This is a genomic window from Pseudomonas sp. S5F11 (assembly GCF_019641515.1).
GTDB lineage: Bacteria > Pseudomonadota > Gammaproteobacteria > Pseudomonadales > Pseudomonadaceae > Aquipseudomonas > Aquipseudomonas rhodesiae.
In genome coordinates this window covers 615,486-631,714 of the sequence record NZ_JAIFJZ010000001.1, presented here as the reverse complement: position 1 = coordinate 631,714, position 16,229 = coordinate 615,486, and the positions used below count along the sequence as shown (strand labels likewise).

Below are 16,229 nucleotides of genomic sequence, written 5' to 3'. Positions count from 1 at the left end.
GGTCGACAGTCTAACGGATGCCCTGCCCGATCAGCACGCCCTCTACGGATTGGCCATACAAATTGACGCCGTCGTTGGCGTGGAACTTCAGTCGGGTCTTCTCCACCGAGCCGTCCACCAGGCGCGGATCCTGCGGCCGTTCGTGGCTGTTGACGTAGGCCGCCACATCCCAGGCTTGCTGGTCGCTCAAACTGCCGCCTTTACCCAGTGGCATATTGTGTTTGATAAACGATGCGGCCGTATTGATGCGGTGCATGCCCGCGCCCCAATTGTAGGAATCCTTACCCCATAGCGGTGGCATCGCGTAGTCGTCGCCTACCTTTTGCCCTTGGCCTTGCGGCCCATGACACACCGCACACTGCTCTCCATAGACCTGTGCGCCCCGAGCCAAGCTGTAACCGTCTGCCGGTTGCGCCACCTCTGGGTACCCGCGCCCCGGCAGCTCGACGCCCAGCGGCGCCTTACTGGCCAGCCAATAGGAGTACACCGATAAAGCGGTGATTTCCGGGCTGTCGGCGGCCGGCGGGGTGCCGCCGTTCATGCTGAATTGGAAACAGCCCTGCAACCGCTCCGCGTAGGTGTTGACCTTGTCGTTCTTCTTTCTATAAGCCGGATACATCGGATAGGCCGCCCACAACGGCGCCGAGTTGGCCAGGCGGCCCTGGTTGAGATGGCAATTGCTGCAATTGAGGCCGTTGCCGACAAACTGCGGGGCCAGACGCTTGGTGTCGACGAACAAGGCATATCCCTGCCTGACCAACTTGCCATAGGCATTGTCGGGCAAGTCTTTTTCCGCCGGTGGCTGGAACACGCTGGCTGGCGATTCGACCGAATGGGGCACTAACTGGGATTGGTCTTCCATGGCGATGGTTGCGGCATGGCTTGGCAGGACCATCAACAGCCCGACAGCGGGAGTGATCAGATGCGCCTTCATGGCTTAGCCTCCACGTTCAATGACGCGAAGTACTGAGCGACACCCTGGACTTCCTCGGCGGTCAGTGACTTGGCGATGTGCCCCATCAGATCATTGGCATCGTTGCGGCGAGTGCCGTTCTGCCAGGCGCTCAACTGCGCAGCCAGATAAGCCGCAGGCTGGCCGGCCAGTGGCGGGAACGCGTCACCGATGCCGCTGCCGGCCGGACCGTGACAACTGACGCACGCAGGAATCTGCCGCTCCCACGCGCCTTGCCAGGCAAGTTGCTGCGCGGCTGTGGTCGGCATTTCGCTGCGGTGCAGCGCAGCCGGTGCTGGCGCCGGCATCGCGGCGATGGCTTGGCTCAGTGCGTCCAGCTCCGCCTGTGTCAGGGCAATTGCCAGCGGGCGCATCACCGGGTTGCTGCGGCTACCGCTTTTGAAATCTTCCAGCTGCTTGCGTACATAGGCCGCTGGCAGGCCCGCCAACCGGGGGAAACCAGCCGCCGCCATGCCTGAACCATCCGCACCATGGCAAGCCACACAGGGCATGGCGCCCGGCTGCGCACCGCCTTCCATAAAAATTTTCTTACCATCCAACGCCTGGGCGTTATCCATCAGCAAAAGCAGCGCGCTACTTATCAGCACTCGTTGCAGAGCTTTCATCACGACTCCGTTTTTATTGTTATGAGTTGATGCCCTTACGGCATAAACCTTACAAAGCGTAGGGCAATGGCCCTGCTTCCACAATATTAACGCCGAGAATAAAAAAGCCTGACACTGCAGCGGCAGGGCCAGGCTTTTATCGGATTCGAAGTCTGATGATGAGGCTCAAAAAGGATCAGCCGGAGATGCAGTCCTCACCGGCTTTTTTCACATCGCCCGGACGAATCGGCACATTCGACATGCTCTCGTAGAGCTTGATGCTGCTGCCGCTGGAGCGTTCCTCGATTTCAAAAATCGCCGATGGGTCGGCCGAGAACTTCTGCGGCACGATCACCCTGACGCCTTCCTTGTGCGGCTCGATCTGCGGTGGCCGACGGGTAGTGGAGAGTTTCTGCACAACACATGCGGCGTATTCCTGCGGCTTCTTACCGGAAATCACTGCCAACGTTGGCGGGGTCTGCTTGATGTCTGCAACCGAAGCACATCCACCCAACGCCAAGGCCAGAACCAACACACTCCACTTCATATAAAAACCTCCGATAAAGACCCTACGACAGCGGGGATGGTAAATTTCTCCCGGACACGTAGGATTTATCCCTGATCACACGGTAAATAACTGTTTTAAATTGTCGACGCCGTTGAAGACGGGCCGATAATAAACGCGCTGGGGCTGATAAACTCCATCTTAACCTACGTATCATTCTGATTTTTCAGAAAAAGTCCTTCTGGAGACACTCCCATGAAATTTATCCACCAGCGCGAGCACCTCAACGAGGGAGATATTGTCGTCATCGAATGCTCGCAAACCTGCAATATCCGTCTGATGAGCGACGCGAACTTTCGCAGCTTCAAAAACGGCGGCCGCCACACTTACCATGGCGGTGCGTTCGATAAATTCCCTGCGAAGATCACCGCGCCGAGCACCGGTTTCTGGAACATCACCCTGGATGTGGTCACCCGCCGCGCCATCAGCGTGACCCGCAAACCTGCGCTGTCCCACAAGATTCGTATCGTGCGTCGTACCAGCTCCAAGCTGAGCTGATCCGCCCTTCCACAGGAAATAACCGTGACTGCCACCACCAAATACGTGATCAAGTACAAGCTCAACGGCGAGCGCCGTTTCGAGTTTGCCCACCTGCACAGCAACGACTTGGAAGAAGCCAAGCAAGCCTTGGCGAAAATTCATGAATCCAGTGATGAAATTACCGACATCACTGTGAGCAAGGCACTCTAAGCCCATGCCCGGCCCCACTGCGGACCTGTTCGCCGACCACGCCTTGCAGCAACCCGCAGGGCGTGAGCAGATCGGCGAACAGTCCTACGTGCTAAGAGGCTATGCCCTGCCTTGGATTGATCGTCTTCTACCGGAACTGCGCCGCGTGTTGGCGCAAGCACCGTTTCGCCAAATGGTTACCCCCGGTGGCTTTACCATGTCGGCAGCCTTGAGCAGTTGTGGTGACCTGGGCTGGACCACCGACACCACCGGCTATCGCTACACCCCCTTCGACCCGCGCACCCAACAGCCTTGGCCCGCCTTGCCCGAAGCCTTGCGCTCATTGGCTGTAGAGGCGGCGGCCGAGGCCGGTTTCGCCGCCTTCGCCCCCGACGCCTGCCTGATCAACCGCTACGTGGCCCGGGCCAAGATGTCGCTGCACCAGGACAAAAACGAGCGCGATTACGCAGCGCCCGTGGTGTCAATATCCCTGGGCCTGCCGGCGATCTTCCTGTTCGGTGGCCATGCCCGTGCAGACAAACCGCAGAAAGTCTCGCTGTTCCATGGCGACGTGGTGGTCTGGGGCGGTGTGGACCGCCTGCGTTTTCATGGGGTGATGCCGATCAAAGAAGGGGTGCATCCGGTGATGGGCCCGCAACGCATCAACCTGACGCTACGCACCGCCGGTTGATTTGACCGCAAGCTTCGGAGTGCCAGGCGGTCTCGGCGCGGTTAATCTGCCCGGGAGCCGTCAAGAGTGCCAAGCATGACTATCGAACAAGATCCCCGCTGGGCCGCCATTGTGGCCCGCGACAGCAACGCCGACGGGTCGTTTGTGTATGGCGTTAAGACCACCGGTGTCTATTGCCGCCCCAGCAGCGCTTCGCGGCTGCCGCGCCCGGAGAATATTGAGTTTTTCGACACCCCGGCGCAGGCCGAAGCCGCCGGCTATCGCCCCAGCAAACGCGCGAGCGGCGACCAGACCCAACTGGCCGCCCACCATGCCCAATTGGTGGCCGACGCATGCCGGCATATCGAGCACGCGGCCACTGCGCCGAGCTTGAATACCCTCGCTGACCGAGCCGGTCTGAGCCCGTTCCATTTCCATCGCGTTTTCAAGGCCGTGACGGGTCTGACGCCCAAGGGCTACGCCAATGCCCATCGTTCCCGCAAAGTGCGCGACGGGCTCAAGGGCCAGCATTCCGTGACGGCTGCGCTGTACGACGCCGGTTTTAATTCCAACAGTCGTTTTTATGAAGCGGCCAATCAGCTGCTTGGCATGAAACCCAGCGACTACAAGGCCGGCGGCGCTCACAACGCTATTTGGTTCGCCGTCGGGCAGTGCTCGCTGGGGGCGATTTTGGTGGCGCAGAGCAGTCGAGGCGTCTGTGCGATCCTGCTGGGTGACGACCCCGAACAACTGTTGCGCGACCTGCAAGACCAATTCCCCAAGGCCGAACTGGTGGGCGCCGATGCGACGTTCGAAAGGTTGGTGGCCCAGGTCGTCGGCTTTGTCGAGGCGCCCGCGCTAGGCCTGGATTTGCCGTTGGACCTGCGTGGCACCGCGTTTCAGGAGCGTGTGTGGCAAGCCTTGCGGGATATCCCAGTGGGCAGCACCGCCAGTTATGCGCAGATCGCCCAGCGCATCGGCGCACCCAAGTCGTTTCGTGCCGTGGCCCAGGCGTGCGGCGCTAACAGCCTTGCAGTGGCAATCCCTTGCCATCGGGTGGTGCGCAGCGATGGCGAGCTGTCCGGCTACCGCTGGGGCGTTGCACGCAAGCAGGCATTGCTTGAGCGCGAACGTAACAGCAAAAGCTGATAGCCCTGCACGAAACGTCCACAGCGTCCAGTGAATAAAACAGACTGGCCGCGTGGCATACGCCCTGCTAAAAACAGCGAAACCACTGACCTTCGCTGGAGCCCCATCCATGAGCACCTGGCCTGACACACGGATTCTCGACTTGCTCGGCATCGAGGTACCCATTATCCAGGCGCCCATGGCCGTCGGCACCACGCCCGCCATGGTGATTGCCGCCAACCAGGCAGGCGCGTTGGGCTCGTTGCCCGCCGCCGCGCTGAGTATCGAGCAGCTGCGTGAAAGCCTCAGCGTCATCCGTGCGGCCAGCAACCGGCCGATTAACGTGAACTTCTTCTGCCATCAGCCGCCTGCGCCGGACGAGGCTCGCGACCAACGCTGGAAAGCCCTGCTGCAACCGTTCTACTGCGAACTGGGCGCCGATTTCGAGGCGCCGACGCCGGTGTCCAACCGTGCGCCGTTCAACGACGAGGCGTGTCAGGTGGTAGAGGCGTTCCGCCCCGAGGTCGTCAGTTTCCACTTCGGGCTGCCGGAAAAAGCTTTGTTAGATCGGGTCAAAGCCACGGGGGCCAAAGTGCTGTCGTCGGCCACCACGGTGGAAGAAGCCCGCTGGCTAGAGGCCCACGGTTGCGATGCAATCATCGCCATGGGCATCGAGGCTGGAGGTCACCGGGGCATGTTCCTTAGCGATGACCTCAACACTCAGATAGGCCTGATGGCGCTGGTGCCGCAGATCGTCGACGCCGTCAGCGTGCCGGTGATCGCCGCGGGCGGTATCGGCGACGCGCGGGGCATCGTCGCAGCGTTCGCCCTGGGCGCCTCGGCGGTGCAGGTCGGCACGGCGTACCTGTTTACCCCCGAAGCCAATGTGAGCGCGGCCCATCACTATGGGTTGCGCCACGCCCAGGCCAGTGAAACCGCCTTGACCAACCTGTTCACCGGCCGCCCGGCGCGAGGCATCGTCAATCGAGTCATGCGCGAATTGGGCGCGATGAATCCCGCAGCGCCGGCATTTCCCCGCGCCGGTGGCGCGTTGATGCCGCTCAAAGCCAAGGATGAAGGCGGCTTCAGCAACCTGTGGTCAGGCCAGGCCTTGCGTCTGGGCCGTGACATCGGCACCTATGAACTGACGCGTCAATTGGCCGAGCAGGCGCTGGCCAAACTCACGTAATCCGTTGCGGCAACGTTGCACTGTACCGGCAGTGGCTAACCGCTATATAGTCCCGTACATAGCGATTAACCACGCCGTGCATTCCAAGGAGCTGCTTCATGCTGATTCATGCCTCACGCCTGGCCGTCCTGGCTACCGCCCTCGTGTTCGGCTCGGCCCACGCCGATGAAGTCCAGGTGGCGGTGGCGGCCAATTTCACCGCACCGATCCAGGCGCTAGCCGCCAGCTTCGAACAGGACACCGGCCATAAACTGGTCGCGTCCTACGGCGCCACCGGCCAGTTCTACACCCAGATCAAGAACGGCGCGCCCTTTGAAGTGTTCCTCAGCGCCGACGACAGCACCCCACAGAAACTCGAAAACGAAGGCGATACAGTCAAAGGCTCGCGCTTCACCTACGCCGTGGGCACCTTGGCGCTGTGGTCGCCTCAAGCTGGCTATGTCGATGCCAACGGTGAGGTGTTAAAACGCAATCAGTTCAAGCACTTGTCCATCGCCAACCCCAAAGCGGCGCCCTATGGTCTGGCCGCCACCCAGGTTTTGGCCAAACAGGGCTTGAGCGAACAGGTCAAGGACAAGCTCGTCGAAGGCCAGAACATCACCCAGGCCTATCAGTTCGTTTCCACTGGCAACGCCGAGCTGGGCTTTGTGGCCTTGTCGCAGATCTATAAAGACGGCAAAGTCACCAGCGGTTCGGCGTGGATCGTCCCCGCGGCCTTGCATGACCCGATCAAACAGGACGCGGTGATCCTCAACAAAGGCAAAGACAGCGCCGCTGCCAAAGCGCTGGTCGAATACCTCAAAGGGCCGAAAGCCGCTGCCGTTATCAAATCCTACGGTTACGAGCTGTAAATGCCCCTATCGAGTGCCGATTTTTCCGCGATCTGGTTGACCATCAAACTGGCGTCACTGACCACCGTGATCCTGCTGGTCATCGGCACTCCAATTGCCCTGTGGCTGTCACGTACGCGCTCCTGGTGGCGCGGGCCGGTGGGGGCGATCGTCGCCCTGCCCCTGGTGCTGCCACCGACGGTGATCGGCTTTTACCTGCTACTGAGCATGGGGCCCAACGGTTACTTCGGTCAGTTCACCCAGTGGCTGGGGCTGGGCACCCTGACATTCAGCTTCGCCGGGCTGGTGATTGGCTCGGTGATCTATTCCATGCCGTTTGTGGTGCAGCCGTTGCAAAACGCTTTTTCGGCCATCGGCACGCGGCCTTTGGAAGTCGCTGCGACACTGCGCGCCGGGCCGTGGGACACGTTCTTCAGCGTCATCCTGCCCCTGGCGCGGCCGGGGTTTGTCACCGCATCCATTCTGGGCTTTGCCCACACCGTGGGTGAATTCGGTGTGGTGCTGATGATCGGCGGCAATATTCCGGACAAGACGCGCGTGGTGTCGGTGCAGATCTACGACCATGTCGAAGCCATGGAATACGCCCAGGCCCATTGGCTGGCCGGCGCCATGGTGGTGTTCGCGTTCTTTGTGTTGCTGGCGCTCTACTCCAGCCGTAAAACCAACATGGGCTGGAACTGATATCGATGATGGAAATACGCCTGCGACTGTCGTACTCCGGCTTTGCTCTCGATGTGGACCTGCACCTGCCCGGGCGCGGCGTCACTGCGCTGTACGGGCATTCCGGCTCGGGCAAGACCACTTGCCTGCGCTGCATCGCCGGGTTGGAGCGGGCCGGCGACGGCTTTGTGCGGATCAACGATGAGGTCTGGCAAGACAGCCGCAGCGGCCTATTCGTACCACCGCACCAGCGCCCGTTGGGGTATGTGTTCCAGGAAGCGAGCCTGTTTGCGCATTTGTCGGTGCGCGCCAACCTGGCCTTCGGACTCAAGCGCACACCGCGCGCGCAACGGCGGGTGGACATCACTCAGGCCACCGAACTGCTGGGCATCGGCCACTTGCTCGAACGTCACCCGCAGCACCTGTCCGGCGGCGAGCGCCAGCGCATCGGCATCGCCCGCGCATTGCTTACCAGCCCGCGCTTACTGCTGATGGATGAGCCCCTGGCCGCCCTCGACAGCCAGCGCAAAAGCGAAATCCTGCCGTACCTGGAACGCCTGCACGACGAGTTAGACATCCCGGTGCTGTACGTCAGCCATGCCCAGGATGAGGTGGCGCGCCTGGCCGATCACATCGTGCTGCTCAGCGACGGCAAGGCCTTGGCCAGCGGTCCCATCGGCGACACGCTGGCGCGCCTGGACCTGCCCCTGGCGCGTGGCGACGAAGCCGGTGTGGTGATCGACGGCGTGGTCACTGCCTACGATGCGCACTACCAATTACTCACGTTGCAGTTGCCGGGCAGTGCCTCGACCATGCGCGTGGCCCACGCACCGCTGGGCATCGGCCAGGCCCTGCGGGTCAAGGTGCAGGCTCGTGACGTGAGCCTCAGCCCGCAGGCCGAAGAACACAGCAGCATCCTCAACCGTTTGCCGGTGACCGTCACCGAGGAAATCGCCGCGGACAATAGCGCCCATGTACTGGTGCGCCTGGACGCCGGTGGTACACCGTTACTGGCGCGCATCACACGGTTTTCCCGCGATCAGTTGCAATTGCATCCCGGCCAGCCTCTGTGGGCGCAGATCAAGGCCGTGGCGGTGCTGGCCTAGCAAACCTTTTGGCACGACCGCACACAGCTGCGGTCCATCAGACATACCGGCCTGATTTTGTTGCCAAGGAACCTGACCCATGCCCGACTCCGCGCTGCCCGCCGACCTGCCTCGCGACCTGCATTACGTTGATGACACCCAGCCGGGCATTCGCCGCAAGAAAGTGCGCGGCAAATTCCAGTACTTCGACCCCAAGGGCGAACGCATCACCGATGCTGACGAGATCCGACGTCTCAACGCCCTGGCGGTGCCACCGGCCTACACCGACGTGTGGATCTGCGCCGACCCGCGCGGCCACCTGCAAGCCACCGGCCGCGACGCCCGTGGGCGCAAGCAATACCGCTACCACACACGCTGGCGCGAAGTGCGCGACACCGACAAGTACGCGCGCTTGCAAGCCTTCGGCAATGCCCTGCCAAAACTGCGCAAGCAGTTGGAAGCACAACTGGCCGAGCCCGGTTTCACCCGCGAGAAAGTCCTGGCTACCGTGGTGATGCTGCTGGACGCCACCCTGATCCGCGTCGGCAATACCCAATACGCCCGCGACAACAAATCCTATGGCTTGACCACCCTGCGCAACCGTCATGTGGACGTCAAAGGCAGCGAAATCCAGTTCCAGTTTCGCGGCAAGAGCGGCGTCGAGCACCAGCTCAGCGTGAAGGACCGCCGCCTGGCAAATGTGGTGAAACGCTGCATGGAATTGCCGGGACAGAACCTGTTCCAGTACTTGGACGAGAACGGCGAGCGCCACACGGTCAGCTCGCATGATGTGAATGCCTATCTGCACAGCCTCACCGGCGAAGACTTCACCGCCAAGGACTACCGCACCTGGGCCGGCACCGCCATGGCGTTGGCGGTGCTGCGCGAGTTGGAGTGGCAGCCCGAATCCGATGCCAAGCGCCATGTGGTGGCGATGGTCAAGGATGTCGCCAAACAGCTGGGTAATACTCCGGCGGTGTGCCGCAAGTGTTACATCCACCCGGCGGTGCTGGAGCATTTCAGCCTTGGCGAGTTGTCGAAATTGCCCAAGCCGCGAGTGCGCAAAGGATTGAAAGCCGAGGAAGTTGCACTGGCGATGTTCCTGGAAAGACTGGCCGCCGACTTGCCGCAAAAGGCCAAGGCAGGTTAGGCTCTGCCGCCCTCCTGTTCTCTAGGACGACCGCCGACGTGAACCACTAAGCCTTCCAAAATGTATCCGCAACCAGCGCCATGCGCGCTAGTTGGCCTGTCCGACATTTTTTTGGAGGTGCTGATGACTCACGTCAAACGGCTGCCCGCAATGATTTCCCTGCAACACGTTACCTTCCAGTTCGCCAATGGCGAAACCTTGCTGGCTGACGTGAACCTGTCCATCGATCACACCTCCACCGGTATTGTGGGACGCAATGGCCGTGGCAAAAGCGTGCTCGCGCAATTGATCGCCGGGGTGCTTGTGCCGTCATCCGGCTCGATCACCCGCTCGGCCAGCGCGGTCTATGTGCCGCAACGGGTGGTGGTCAATCCGGGAATGAGCGTTGCCGATCTTAGCGGCACTGCCAACGTGCTGGCAGCGCTGGAACGCATGGCTGCGGGCGCGGCGCACATCGACGATTTTGACCTGATCGACAATCGCTGGGATCTACCCGAACGTCTGCGCGCGGCCCTGGATGAAGCCGGTCTGGGGTCACTGGCGGCGGATTCATCGGCCGAACAGCTCAGTGGCGGCCAACTGGCGCGGGTAGTGCTGATTGGCGCCCTGTTGGCGTCGCCACAGGTGCTGGTACTCGACGAGCCCACCAACCACCTCGACAGCGATGGCCGCGCCTGGCTGATGCGAGCGCTGGGCCAGTGGCGCGGCGGCTTGGTGGTGGTCAGTCACGATCGGCCCTTGCTCGATAGCCTGGCGCGCATCGTCGAAGTGTCGCCCCTCGGTCTTCTCGTCTATGGCGGTAATTACGAGACTTATCGCCGGCAACGCGACGCCGAGCAACAGGCCGCCGTCGCGGCATTGGAACAGGCGCGCCTGGAGCGCAGTCGCGAACGCCGTCGTCTACAAAAGGACCACGATACACTGCAACGCAATGCCGCCCGTGCGCACCAGCACGCACAAACCGCGAATGTGGACCGGTTTACCCAGGCGCGCTGGAAGCGCACCGCCAGCGAAGTGGTCAGCAGCGTGCGCAGTGAGCAATACGCGCGTAAACAACAACTGGATACTCAGGTCCGCCAAGCCCATGAGCGCGTGGAGGAACAGTCGCCGACATTGATCGCCTTGCCGGCGTCGACGGTGCCTAAGGGGCGGCTGATGCTGAGGTTGGTGGATGCATGCCTACCATGGTTGCATACACCCGCACTGACGCTCAGTTTGATGGGCCCCGTGCGAGTAATCGTGCAGGGCCCTAACGGTTGCGGCAAATCTACCTTGCTAAAAGTGCTGGCGGGCGATTCCCACCCAGTCAGCGGTGAGTGTTGTGTGCCGGTGCCCACCGCCTACATCGATCAGCAACTGGCCTTTCTGGAGGACCGACGTTCGGTTATCGAGCACCTCAATCTGCTCGAAACGCCGCTGGCCGAAGGCGAGCTGCGTACTCGCCTGGCTTTGCTGCAACTGAACGCCGTGCGTGTGACTCAGCCGGTCGCGCAGCTCAGCGGTGGCGAGCGTTTAAAGGCCGCGATGGCGATTGCCCTGTGGCGTGAAATCCCGGCGCAATTATTGCTGCTGGACGAACCGACCAACCACTTGGACCTGGAGTCGGTGCTTGCCTTCGAACAGGCGTTGCAAGGGTTTGCCGGCGCATTGGTGGTGGTATCCCATGACGAGGCGTTTATCCAGGCCATCGGCCCGACCCATCGGTTGCAGTGGACATCCACAGGATGGTGCCTGGAAGCTGTCTGAGATCATTGCGCGTAAGGTCAAAGCGTCCTACCGTAGTGGCCGGATAATCTCACCGAGGAACCCGCGTCCATGCTGCCTGCGCCCCGCAAACCGTACGCCAACGCTGCACTGGCTCATCGACGCTTATGGCGAGGCCGCATCGGCATGATGCTGGTGGGCAGCTTATCGGTGCTGGCGGGTATGACGGATGCCATTGGCTTTATGGCCAGCGGCGACTTCGTTTCGTTCATGAGCGGTAACACCACGCGCCTGGCGGTGGCTATCGGCGCCGGCGACCACAGCCTGACCGTACGGCTACTGTTGCTGGTCGCCACCTTTGTTCTGGGGAACGCGCTGGGGATTGTGGTCAGCCGATTCAGCCGGCGCCACGCCCTGCCGCTGCTGCTGTATATCGCTGCGTTGCTGTGCTGCGGCGCCTTCTGGCCATTCGAAGACATGTTGCCTGCGCTACTGGCTGCCATCGTGGCCATGGGCATGCTTAACGCGGCGGTCGAGGAAGTGAACGGCCTGCCGGTGGGCCTGACCTATGTGACCGGCGCACTTTCGCGTTTCGGTCGCGGGCTGGGCCGTTGGCTGCTGGGCGAACGTCGCAGCGGTTGGCGGGTGCAACTGATTCCATGGGGCGGCATGTTTGTCGGCGCCGTGATCGGTGCAGTGTTGCAGCAGCACATGGGCCTGCGCGCGCTTTGGGTCAGCGCTGCATTGGCGGCGGTGTTGGGGTTGGTGTCGTTGAAGATTCCGCGGCGTTGGCACTTGGGCTACATGCCACGCTGATCAAGGAGGGATGCTCGCCCGGCGCGACGGCCTCGACGTCCGTGTACCGGTAAAGAGCCATCACCCCGGGCGAGCGAGGTGAATCATAAGCCAATGCCCAAAGCCTGTCCCGCCGGGCGTTTCCGAATATGACTAAGGCAAGGGACTACAGACAAGTCGCCAGTGCGGCCAAGCGACGCTTGGCGGGCATCGTGTCTTCGGCAGCGTAGTACTTGACGCTGGAACCTGCGCCCACGCTCTGAATGTCGACGAAGTAATCGCCGCCGGTGGTGTATACGGTGAAACCACCTGCCTCGCTCGGTTCCTTGAAGCCACCGGCGTCCACGCCGAACACACTTTCATCCTGCCAGCCGAACTGAATGCACTCGGCAACCACCAGTGTGGCCTTGTCCGATGCCAGGGTTTTGTAGGGTGCGCCGGTGCGTGCCTCGTTCATCTTCGAACCCGCGCAACCGCTCAGTACCGCCAGTGCCAATGCGCCCAATACCACGTTCCGCATGCCATCGCTTCCTTGGAAAAAACGCGACTCTACCATTTACGGGCACCCGCCAAAGACTATTACGTTGCTCTGGTGGTGCCTGATCAAGGCTGGAGTGGCATCGGCACAAACATGGCATTATGATGCCGCGGTCGGCTTCACTGATGAGGCCGACCGGTTATTTTCTACAAGGAAGCGTCATGAAAGATTTCGTTATCAGCGTTAACAACACGGTTTTGTACATCGCCCTGGCCTTCGTCTGGTTGATCGGTCTGGTGTCGATGTTCAGCGCCAGCTTCCTGTCGGGCCTGGCGGTTCTGGTCGGGGGAACGTTGACGTGGTGCATCATTTCCGGCTTCTGGTTCGTCCAGTCGGCCACCTACGAAGAGCTGCGCAAGCTCAACGCAAAAAACTGATGCCCTGAAGCGGCCCCGATTGGGGCCGCTTTGCTTTGGCAGGATAAATTTATCTTCACTGTGATACGCGCCGTAGCCACCTACACTGGCCGGGCTCATTTTTATGAAGTCTTCCTTCTGCCCGCTCTCCCGCGGGCTTTTTTTCGCCTGGGTTTTACAGCCACCAGCGCAGCAAATAGAACACCGCCATGCTCAGCAACACGGTGAGCAGCACATTGCGCGTCCAGACCATCAACCCCACCGCGCAGAGGCCGGCGAGCAAATACGGATTGGTCGGGCTCAGGTTGAGGTGATGGTCGGCCAGGAAAATAATCGGCCCGCAGATCGCCGTCAGCATGCCCGGCACCGCAAACCCTAGAAACTCTCGCGCACCGCGATTAAGGCGCACCGGCAGACGCGGTTCGATAAACAGATAGCGGTTGAAGAACACCACCAGGCCCATGGCCACAATCATCAGGTAAATCATCGCTGCCCTACCCCCAGTCGCTTACAGGCAAAGCCGGCGCCCATGCCCAGCAAACCCGACACCACCACGGCCGACTCCCACTGCAAAAAGCTCAGCCAGACCGAACACAGCAACGCCACCGCCACGCACACCACCGTTGGTACATCGCGCACCACCGGGGTTATCAACGCGATGAAGGTCGCGGCAATCGAAAATTCGAGCCCTAGCTGGTCCAGGCCCGGAATGCTCTTGCCCAGCACAATGCCGGCCAGGGTGAACAGGTTCCAGATGATATAGAAGGTCAGCCCCACGCCCAGGGCGTACCAGCGATTGAAGGTCTGGCGGTCGTAATGGCTGACCAACGCGAAAAACTCATCGGTCAGCAAGAACCCCAGGCTGATACGCCAGCGGGTACTTAACGGAGAAAGCACTGGCCGCAGGTGCATGCCGTAGAGCAAATGCTGAGAGGTCAGCAGCAAGGTGGTCAGCACGATCGATATCAGGCTGGCGCCACTTTTGACCATACCGATGGCCACCAACTGCGCAGCACCGGCGAACACGATGGTCGACAGCCCCTGGGCTTGCAACGGGGTGAATTGCGCATCGATGGCCATGGAGCCGGCGAGCAGCCCCCAGGGCGCGCAGGCCAGGGATAACGGAATAACGGCGATCGCACCGCGCGCGAACGCATAACGGGGTAAGGCAGCAGGCATAAAAACGGCTCATCGACGGACAGTCGCCAAGCATGCCAGCGCGCCGAGGCGCCTGTCTTGAACGATATTGCTCAGGCGAGCTTCACGGACACCTGTTCCACCGAATCCCGCGCTTCGCGCAACTCGTAGGCATCTTGGTTGAGCCGGTGAATGGTGTTGAGCAAGCGTTGACGCAACACCTCGTCGCCGAGTTTTTCCACGGCGCGCATCAGATCGAACGCCGCGGTTTCGTTATTTTCCGCGACGGAATCCAGGGTTTTGCGCAGGTTGCGAGTGGCTCGGGTCACGCGGGGTCTTCCTTCATCTGCAATGGGGAGGCACTCTAAGACATGAGTGTTTCATTTTAATTTCAAACACTTGTGGTTGATCTTCATGAACTTGATCCACATCAATCGAAACAAGATTTGACCGAAATATATGGAAATACGTATATTCGAATAAACGTATATGCGGATGGAACCATGTCAGACCTCCTGTCTCCTCCCGAACTGTTCAAATGCCTGGCCGACGCTACCCGTGCCCGCCTGACGTTGTTGATCCTGCGCGAAGGCGAACTTTGCGTGTGCGAACTGATCCATGCTCTGGGCGACAGTCAGCCGAAAATTTCCCGGCACCTTGCGCAATTGCGCAGCGGCGGGTTGCTGGTGGACCGTCGCCAAGGCCAGTGGATCTACTACCGTCTCAATCCGGCACTGCCCGACTGGGTGCATCAGGTGCTGACCACTACGTTGCAAGCCAACCAGCCATGGTTGCACGACGACGCGCAGCGTCTGGGTGCAATGGGCGACAGACCACAACGGGCCAGCAACTGCTGCTGAGCCATCGGAGCGTTAATTCATGCTTGTCGCAATCGCCATTTTTCTGTTCACCATCGTGCTGGTTATCTGGCAACCCAAAGGCCTCGGCGTGGGCTGGAGCGCCAGCCTCGGTGCGATCCTGGCCTTGGCGTCCGGTGTCATCAGCCTGGCGGATATCCCGGTGGTGTGGCACATCATCTGGAACGCCACCGGTACCTTTGTTGCGTTGATCATCATCAGCCTGCTGCTCGATGAGGCCGGCTTCTTCGCCTGGGCCGCCTTGCATGTGGCGCGTTGGGGCCGAGGCCGCGGCCGACGTCTGTTTGCGTATATGGTGCTGCTCGGCGCGCTGGTTTCGGCGCTGTTCGCCAACGACGGCGCGGCGCTGATCCTTACGCCCATCGTGATGTCGATGCTGTTGGCACTGCGCTTTTCGCCGGCGGCGACCCTGGCGTTCGTGATGGGCGCGGGCTTTATTGCCGACACTGCGAGCCTGCCGTTGGTGGTATCGAACCTGGTGAATATCGTTTCGGCCGACTACTTCAAGATCGGTTTCAACCAATACGCGGCGGTGATGGTGCCGGTCAACCTGGTCAGCGTCGCGGCCACGCTGGCGGTGCTGCTGTGGTTTTTCCGCCGGGATATTCCCCAGAGCTACGACCCGGCCGACCTGGATGAGCCTGTCAGCGCGATCCACGACCGCGCCACGTTCCGCGCCGGCTGGTGGGTGCTGGGCATTCTGCTGGTCGGCTGTTTTGCCCTGGAACCGTTGGGCATTCCCATCAGCGCGATTTCCGCGGTGTGCGCCGTGCTCCTGCTGGTGATCGCCGCCAAGGGCCACAAAATCTCCACACGCAAAGTGCTCAAAGAAGCACCGTGGCAGATCGTGATTTTTTCCCTGGGCATGTACCTGGTGGTCTATGGCCTGCGCAATGCCGGTCTCACTACTTACCAGGCCACCTGGCTCGATACCTTCGCCACCTATGGCGTGTGGGGTGCGGCCATGGGTACGGGGGTGCTGACGGCACTGCTGTCATCGGCGATGAATAACCTGCCGACGGTGCTGATCGGCGCGCTGTCCATCGAGTCCAGCCATGCGGTGGGCGTGGTCAAGGATGCGATGGTCTACGCCAACGTGATCGGCAGCGACCTCGGCCCGAAAATCACCCCTATCGGCAGCCTGGCCACGTTGCTGTGGCTGCATATCCTGGCGCGCAAAGGCATCACCATCACCTGGGGTTACTACTTCAAAGTCGGCATTGTGCTGACCTTGCCAGTGCTGCTGATCACCCTCGCCGCCCTCGCCTTGCGCTTGAGTGTCTGAAGGAGCCGTTTC

At 61.1% G+C, this 16,229-nt stretch carries 21 protein-coding genes; 14 read left to right on the top strand and 7 right to left on the bottom strand.

Features of this window, described 5'->3' with window-relative positions; all coding sequences use genetic code 11:
- Window positions 1-10 precede the first annotated feature (10 nt).
- From K1567_RS02785 to K1567_RS02775, 3 genes are all read right to left on the bottom strand, one after another.
- Complete coding sequence (locus tag K1567_RS02785; protein WP_047882172.1) at window positions 11-934, bottom strand: c-type cytochrome; 924 nt, start codon at window positions 932-934, stop codon at window positions 11-13.
- The gene (locus K1567_RS02780; RefSeq protein ID WP_220698101.1) at window positions 931-1,578 is read right to left on the bottom strand and encodes a c-type cytochrome; all 648 of its coding nucleotides are present in this window, start codon (window positions 1,576-1,578) and stop codon (window positions 931-933) included. Before K1567_RS02780 ends, K1567_RS02785 begins: the two co-directional genes overlap by 4 nt.
- A gap of 175 nt (window positions 1,579-1,753) precedes the next feature.
- The gene (locus K1567_RS02775) at window positions 1,754-2,104 is read right to left on the bottom strand and encodes a hypothetical protein (protein ID WP_034098008.1); all 351 of its coding nucleotides are present in this window, start codon (window positions 2,102-2,104) and stop codon (window positions 1,754-1,756) included.
- Between the two features lie 213 nt (window positions 2,105-2,317).
- Between K1567_RS02775 and K1567_RS02770 the strand changes: the two genes are divergently transcribed.
- From K1567_RS02770 to K1567_RS02720, 11 genes are all read left to right on the top strand, one after another.
- Window positions 2,318-2,620, top strand: a complete 303-nt coding sequence (locus K1567_RS02770; RefSeq protein ID WP_003191319.1) for a DUF1883 domain-containing protein — start codon at window positions 2,318-2,320, stop codon at window positions 2,618-2,620.
- Window positions 2,621-2,644: 24 nt separating this feature from the next.
- Window positions 2,645-2,812, top strand: a complete 168-nt coding sequence (locus tag K1567_RS02765) for a hypothetical protein (protein ID WP_098100993.1) — start codon at window positions 2,645-2,647, stop codon at window positions 2,810-2,812.
- Window positions 2,813-2,816: 4 nt separating this feature from the next.
- Window positions 2,817-3,482: a DNA oxidative demethylase AlkB gene (gene alkB, locus K1567_RS02760; protein ID WP_169867780.1), complete on the top strand. Its 666-nt coding sequence runs from the start codon at window positions 2,817-2,819 to the stop codon at window positions 3,480-3,482.
- A 75-nt stretch (window positions 3,483-3,557) separates the two neighbouring features.
- Complete coding sequence (gene ada / locus K1567_RS02755) at window positions 3,558-4,610, top strand: bifunctional DNA-binding transcriptional regulator/O6-methylguanine-DNA methyltransferase Ada (RefSeq protein ID WP_220698100.1); 1,053 nt, start codon at window positions 3,558-3,560, stop codon at window positions 4,608-4,610.
- Between the two features lie 109 nt (window positions 4,611-4,719).
- Window positions 4,720-5,778, top strand: a complete 1,059-nt coding sequence (locus tag K1567_RS02750; RefSeq protein WP_220698099.1) for a nitronate monooxygenase family protein — start codon at window positions 4,720-4,722, stop codon at window positions 5,776-5,778.
- A 98-nt stretch (window positions 5,779-5,876) separates the two neighbouring features.
- Entirely contained in the window at window positions 5,877-6,629 is a 753-nt protein-coding gene (modA, locus tag K1567_RS02745) for a molybdate ABC transporter substrate-binding protein (RefSeq protein WP_034113791.1), read from the top strand.
- Window positions 6,630-7,310, top strand: coding sequence for a molybdate ABC transporter permease subunit (gene modB, locus K1567_RS02740; RefSeq protein WP_034098015.1), 681 nt, complete (start codon window positions 6,630-6,632; stop codon window positions 7,308-7,310).
- A 5-nt stretch (window positions 7,311-7,315) separates the two neighbouring features.
- The gene (gene modC / locus K1567_RS02735) at window positions 7,316-8,395 is read left to right on the top strand and encodes a molybdenum ABC transporter ATP-binding protein (RefSeq protein WP_047882170.1); all 1,080 of its coding nucleotides are present in this window, start codon (window positions 7,316-7,318) and stop codon (window positions 8,393-8,395) included.
- A 79-nt stretch (window positions 8,396-8,474) separates the two neighbouring features.
- Window positions 8,475-9,524 (top strand): DNA topoisomerase IB, encoded by a 1,050-nt coding sequence (locus tag K1567_RS02730; RefSeq protein WP_034098018.1) that lies wholly within the window; start codon window positions 8,475-8,477, stop codon window positions 9,522-9,524.
- Window positions 9,525-9,647: 123 nt separating this feature from the next.
- On the top strand, window positions 9,648-11,270 hold the full coding sequence (locus K1567_RS02725; protein WP_220698098.1) for an ABC-F family ATP-binding cassette domain-containing protein: 1,623 nt from the start codon (window positions 9,648-9,650) through the stop codon (window positions 11,268-11,270).
- A gap of 69 nt (window positions 11,271-11,339) precedes the next feature.
- On the top strand, window positions 11,340-12,044 hold the full coding sequence (locus K1567_RS02720; RefSeq protein WP_034098022.1) for a YoaK family protein: 705 nt from the start codon (window positions 11,340-11,342) through the stop codon (window positions 12,042-12,044).
- A gap of 145 nt (window positions 12,045-12,189) precedes the next feature.
- Here the strand turns inward: K1567_RS02720 and K1567_RS02715 are convergent, their stop codons facing one another.
- Window positions 12,190-12,543, bottom strand: a complete 354-nt coding sequence (locus tag K1567_RS02715) for a hypothetical protein (RefSeq protein ID WP_034113797.1) — start codon at window positions 12,541-12,543, stop codon at window positions 12,190-12,192.
- A 179-nt stretch (window positions 12,544-12,722) separates the two neighbouring features.
- Here K1567_RS02715 and K1567_RS02710 point away from each other — a divergent pair, with 179 nt between their 5' ends.
- Window positions 12,723-12,938 (top strand): hypothetical protein, encoded by a 216-nt coding sequence (locus K1567_RS02710; protein ID WP_034098026.1) that lies wholly within the window; start codon window positions 12,723-12,725, stop codon window positions 12,936-12,938.
- 154 nt (window positions 12,939-13,092) lie between these two features.
- On the opposite strand, the gene K1567_RS02705 is transcribed toward K1567_RS02710, so the two are convergent.
- The 3 genes from K1567_RS02705 to K1567_RS02695 all read right to left on the bottom strand — a co-directional run bounded on the left by K1567_RS02705 (window position 13,093) and on the right by K1567_RS02695 (window position 14,383).
- Complete coding sequence (locus tag K1567_RS02705) at window positions 13,093-13,404, bottom strand: AzlD domain-containing protein (protein ID WP_034098028.1); 312 nt, start codon at window positions 13,402-13,404, stop codon at window positions 13,093-13,095.
- Entirely contained in the window at window positions 13,401-14,096 is a 696-nt protein-coding gene (locus K1567_RS02700; RefSeq protein WP_040268410.1) for an AzlC family ABC transporter permease, read from the bottom strand. Before K1567_RS02700 ends, K1567_RS02705 begins: the two co-directional genes overlap by 4 nt.
- 71 nt (window positions 14,097-14,167) lie before the next feature.
- On the bottom strand, window positions 14,168-14,383 hold the full coding sequence (locus tag K1567_RS02695; RefSeq protein WP_003191339.1) for a hypothetical protein: 216 nt from the start codon (window positions 14,381-14,383) through the stop codon (window positions 14,168-14,170).
- Between the two features lie 174 nt (window positions 14,384-14,557).
- Between K1567_RS02695 and K1567_RS02690 the strand changes: the two genes are divergently transcribed.
- Together K1567_RS02690 and K1567_RS02685 are read left to right on the top strand one after the other, a co-directional pair.
- Entirely contained in the window at window positions 14,558-14,914 is a 357-nt protein-coding gene (locus tag K1567_RS02690; protein ID WP_034098032.1) for a metalloregulator ArsR/SmtB family transcription factor, read from the top strand.
- 19 nt (window positions 14,915-14,933) lie between these two features.
- Complete coding sequence (locus tag K1567_RS02685; protein WP_220698097.1) at window positions 14,934-16,217, top strand: arsenic transporter; 1,284 nt, start codon at window positions 14,934-14,936, stop codon at window positions 16,215-16,217.
- Window positions 16,218-16,229: the final 12 nt, after the last annotated feature.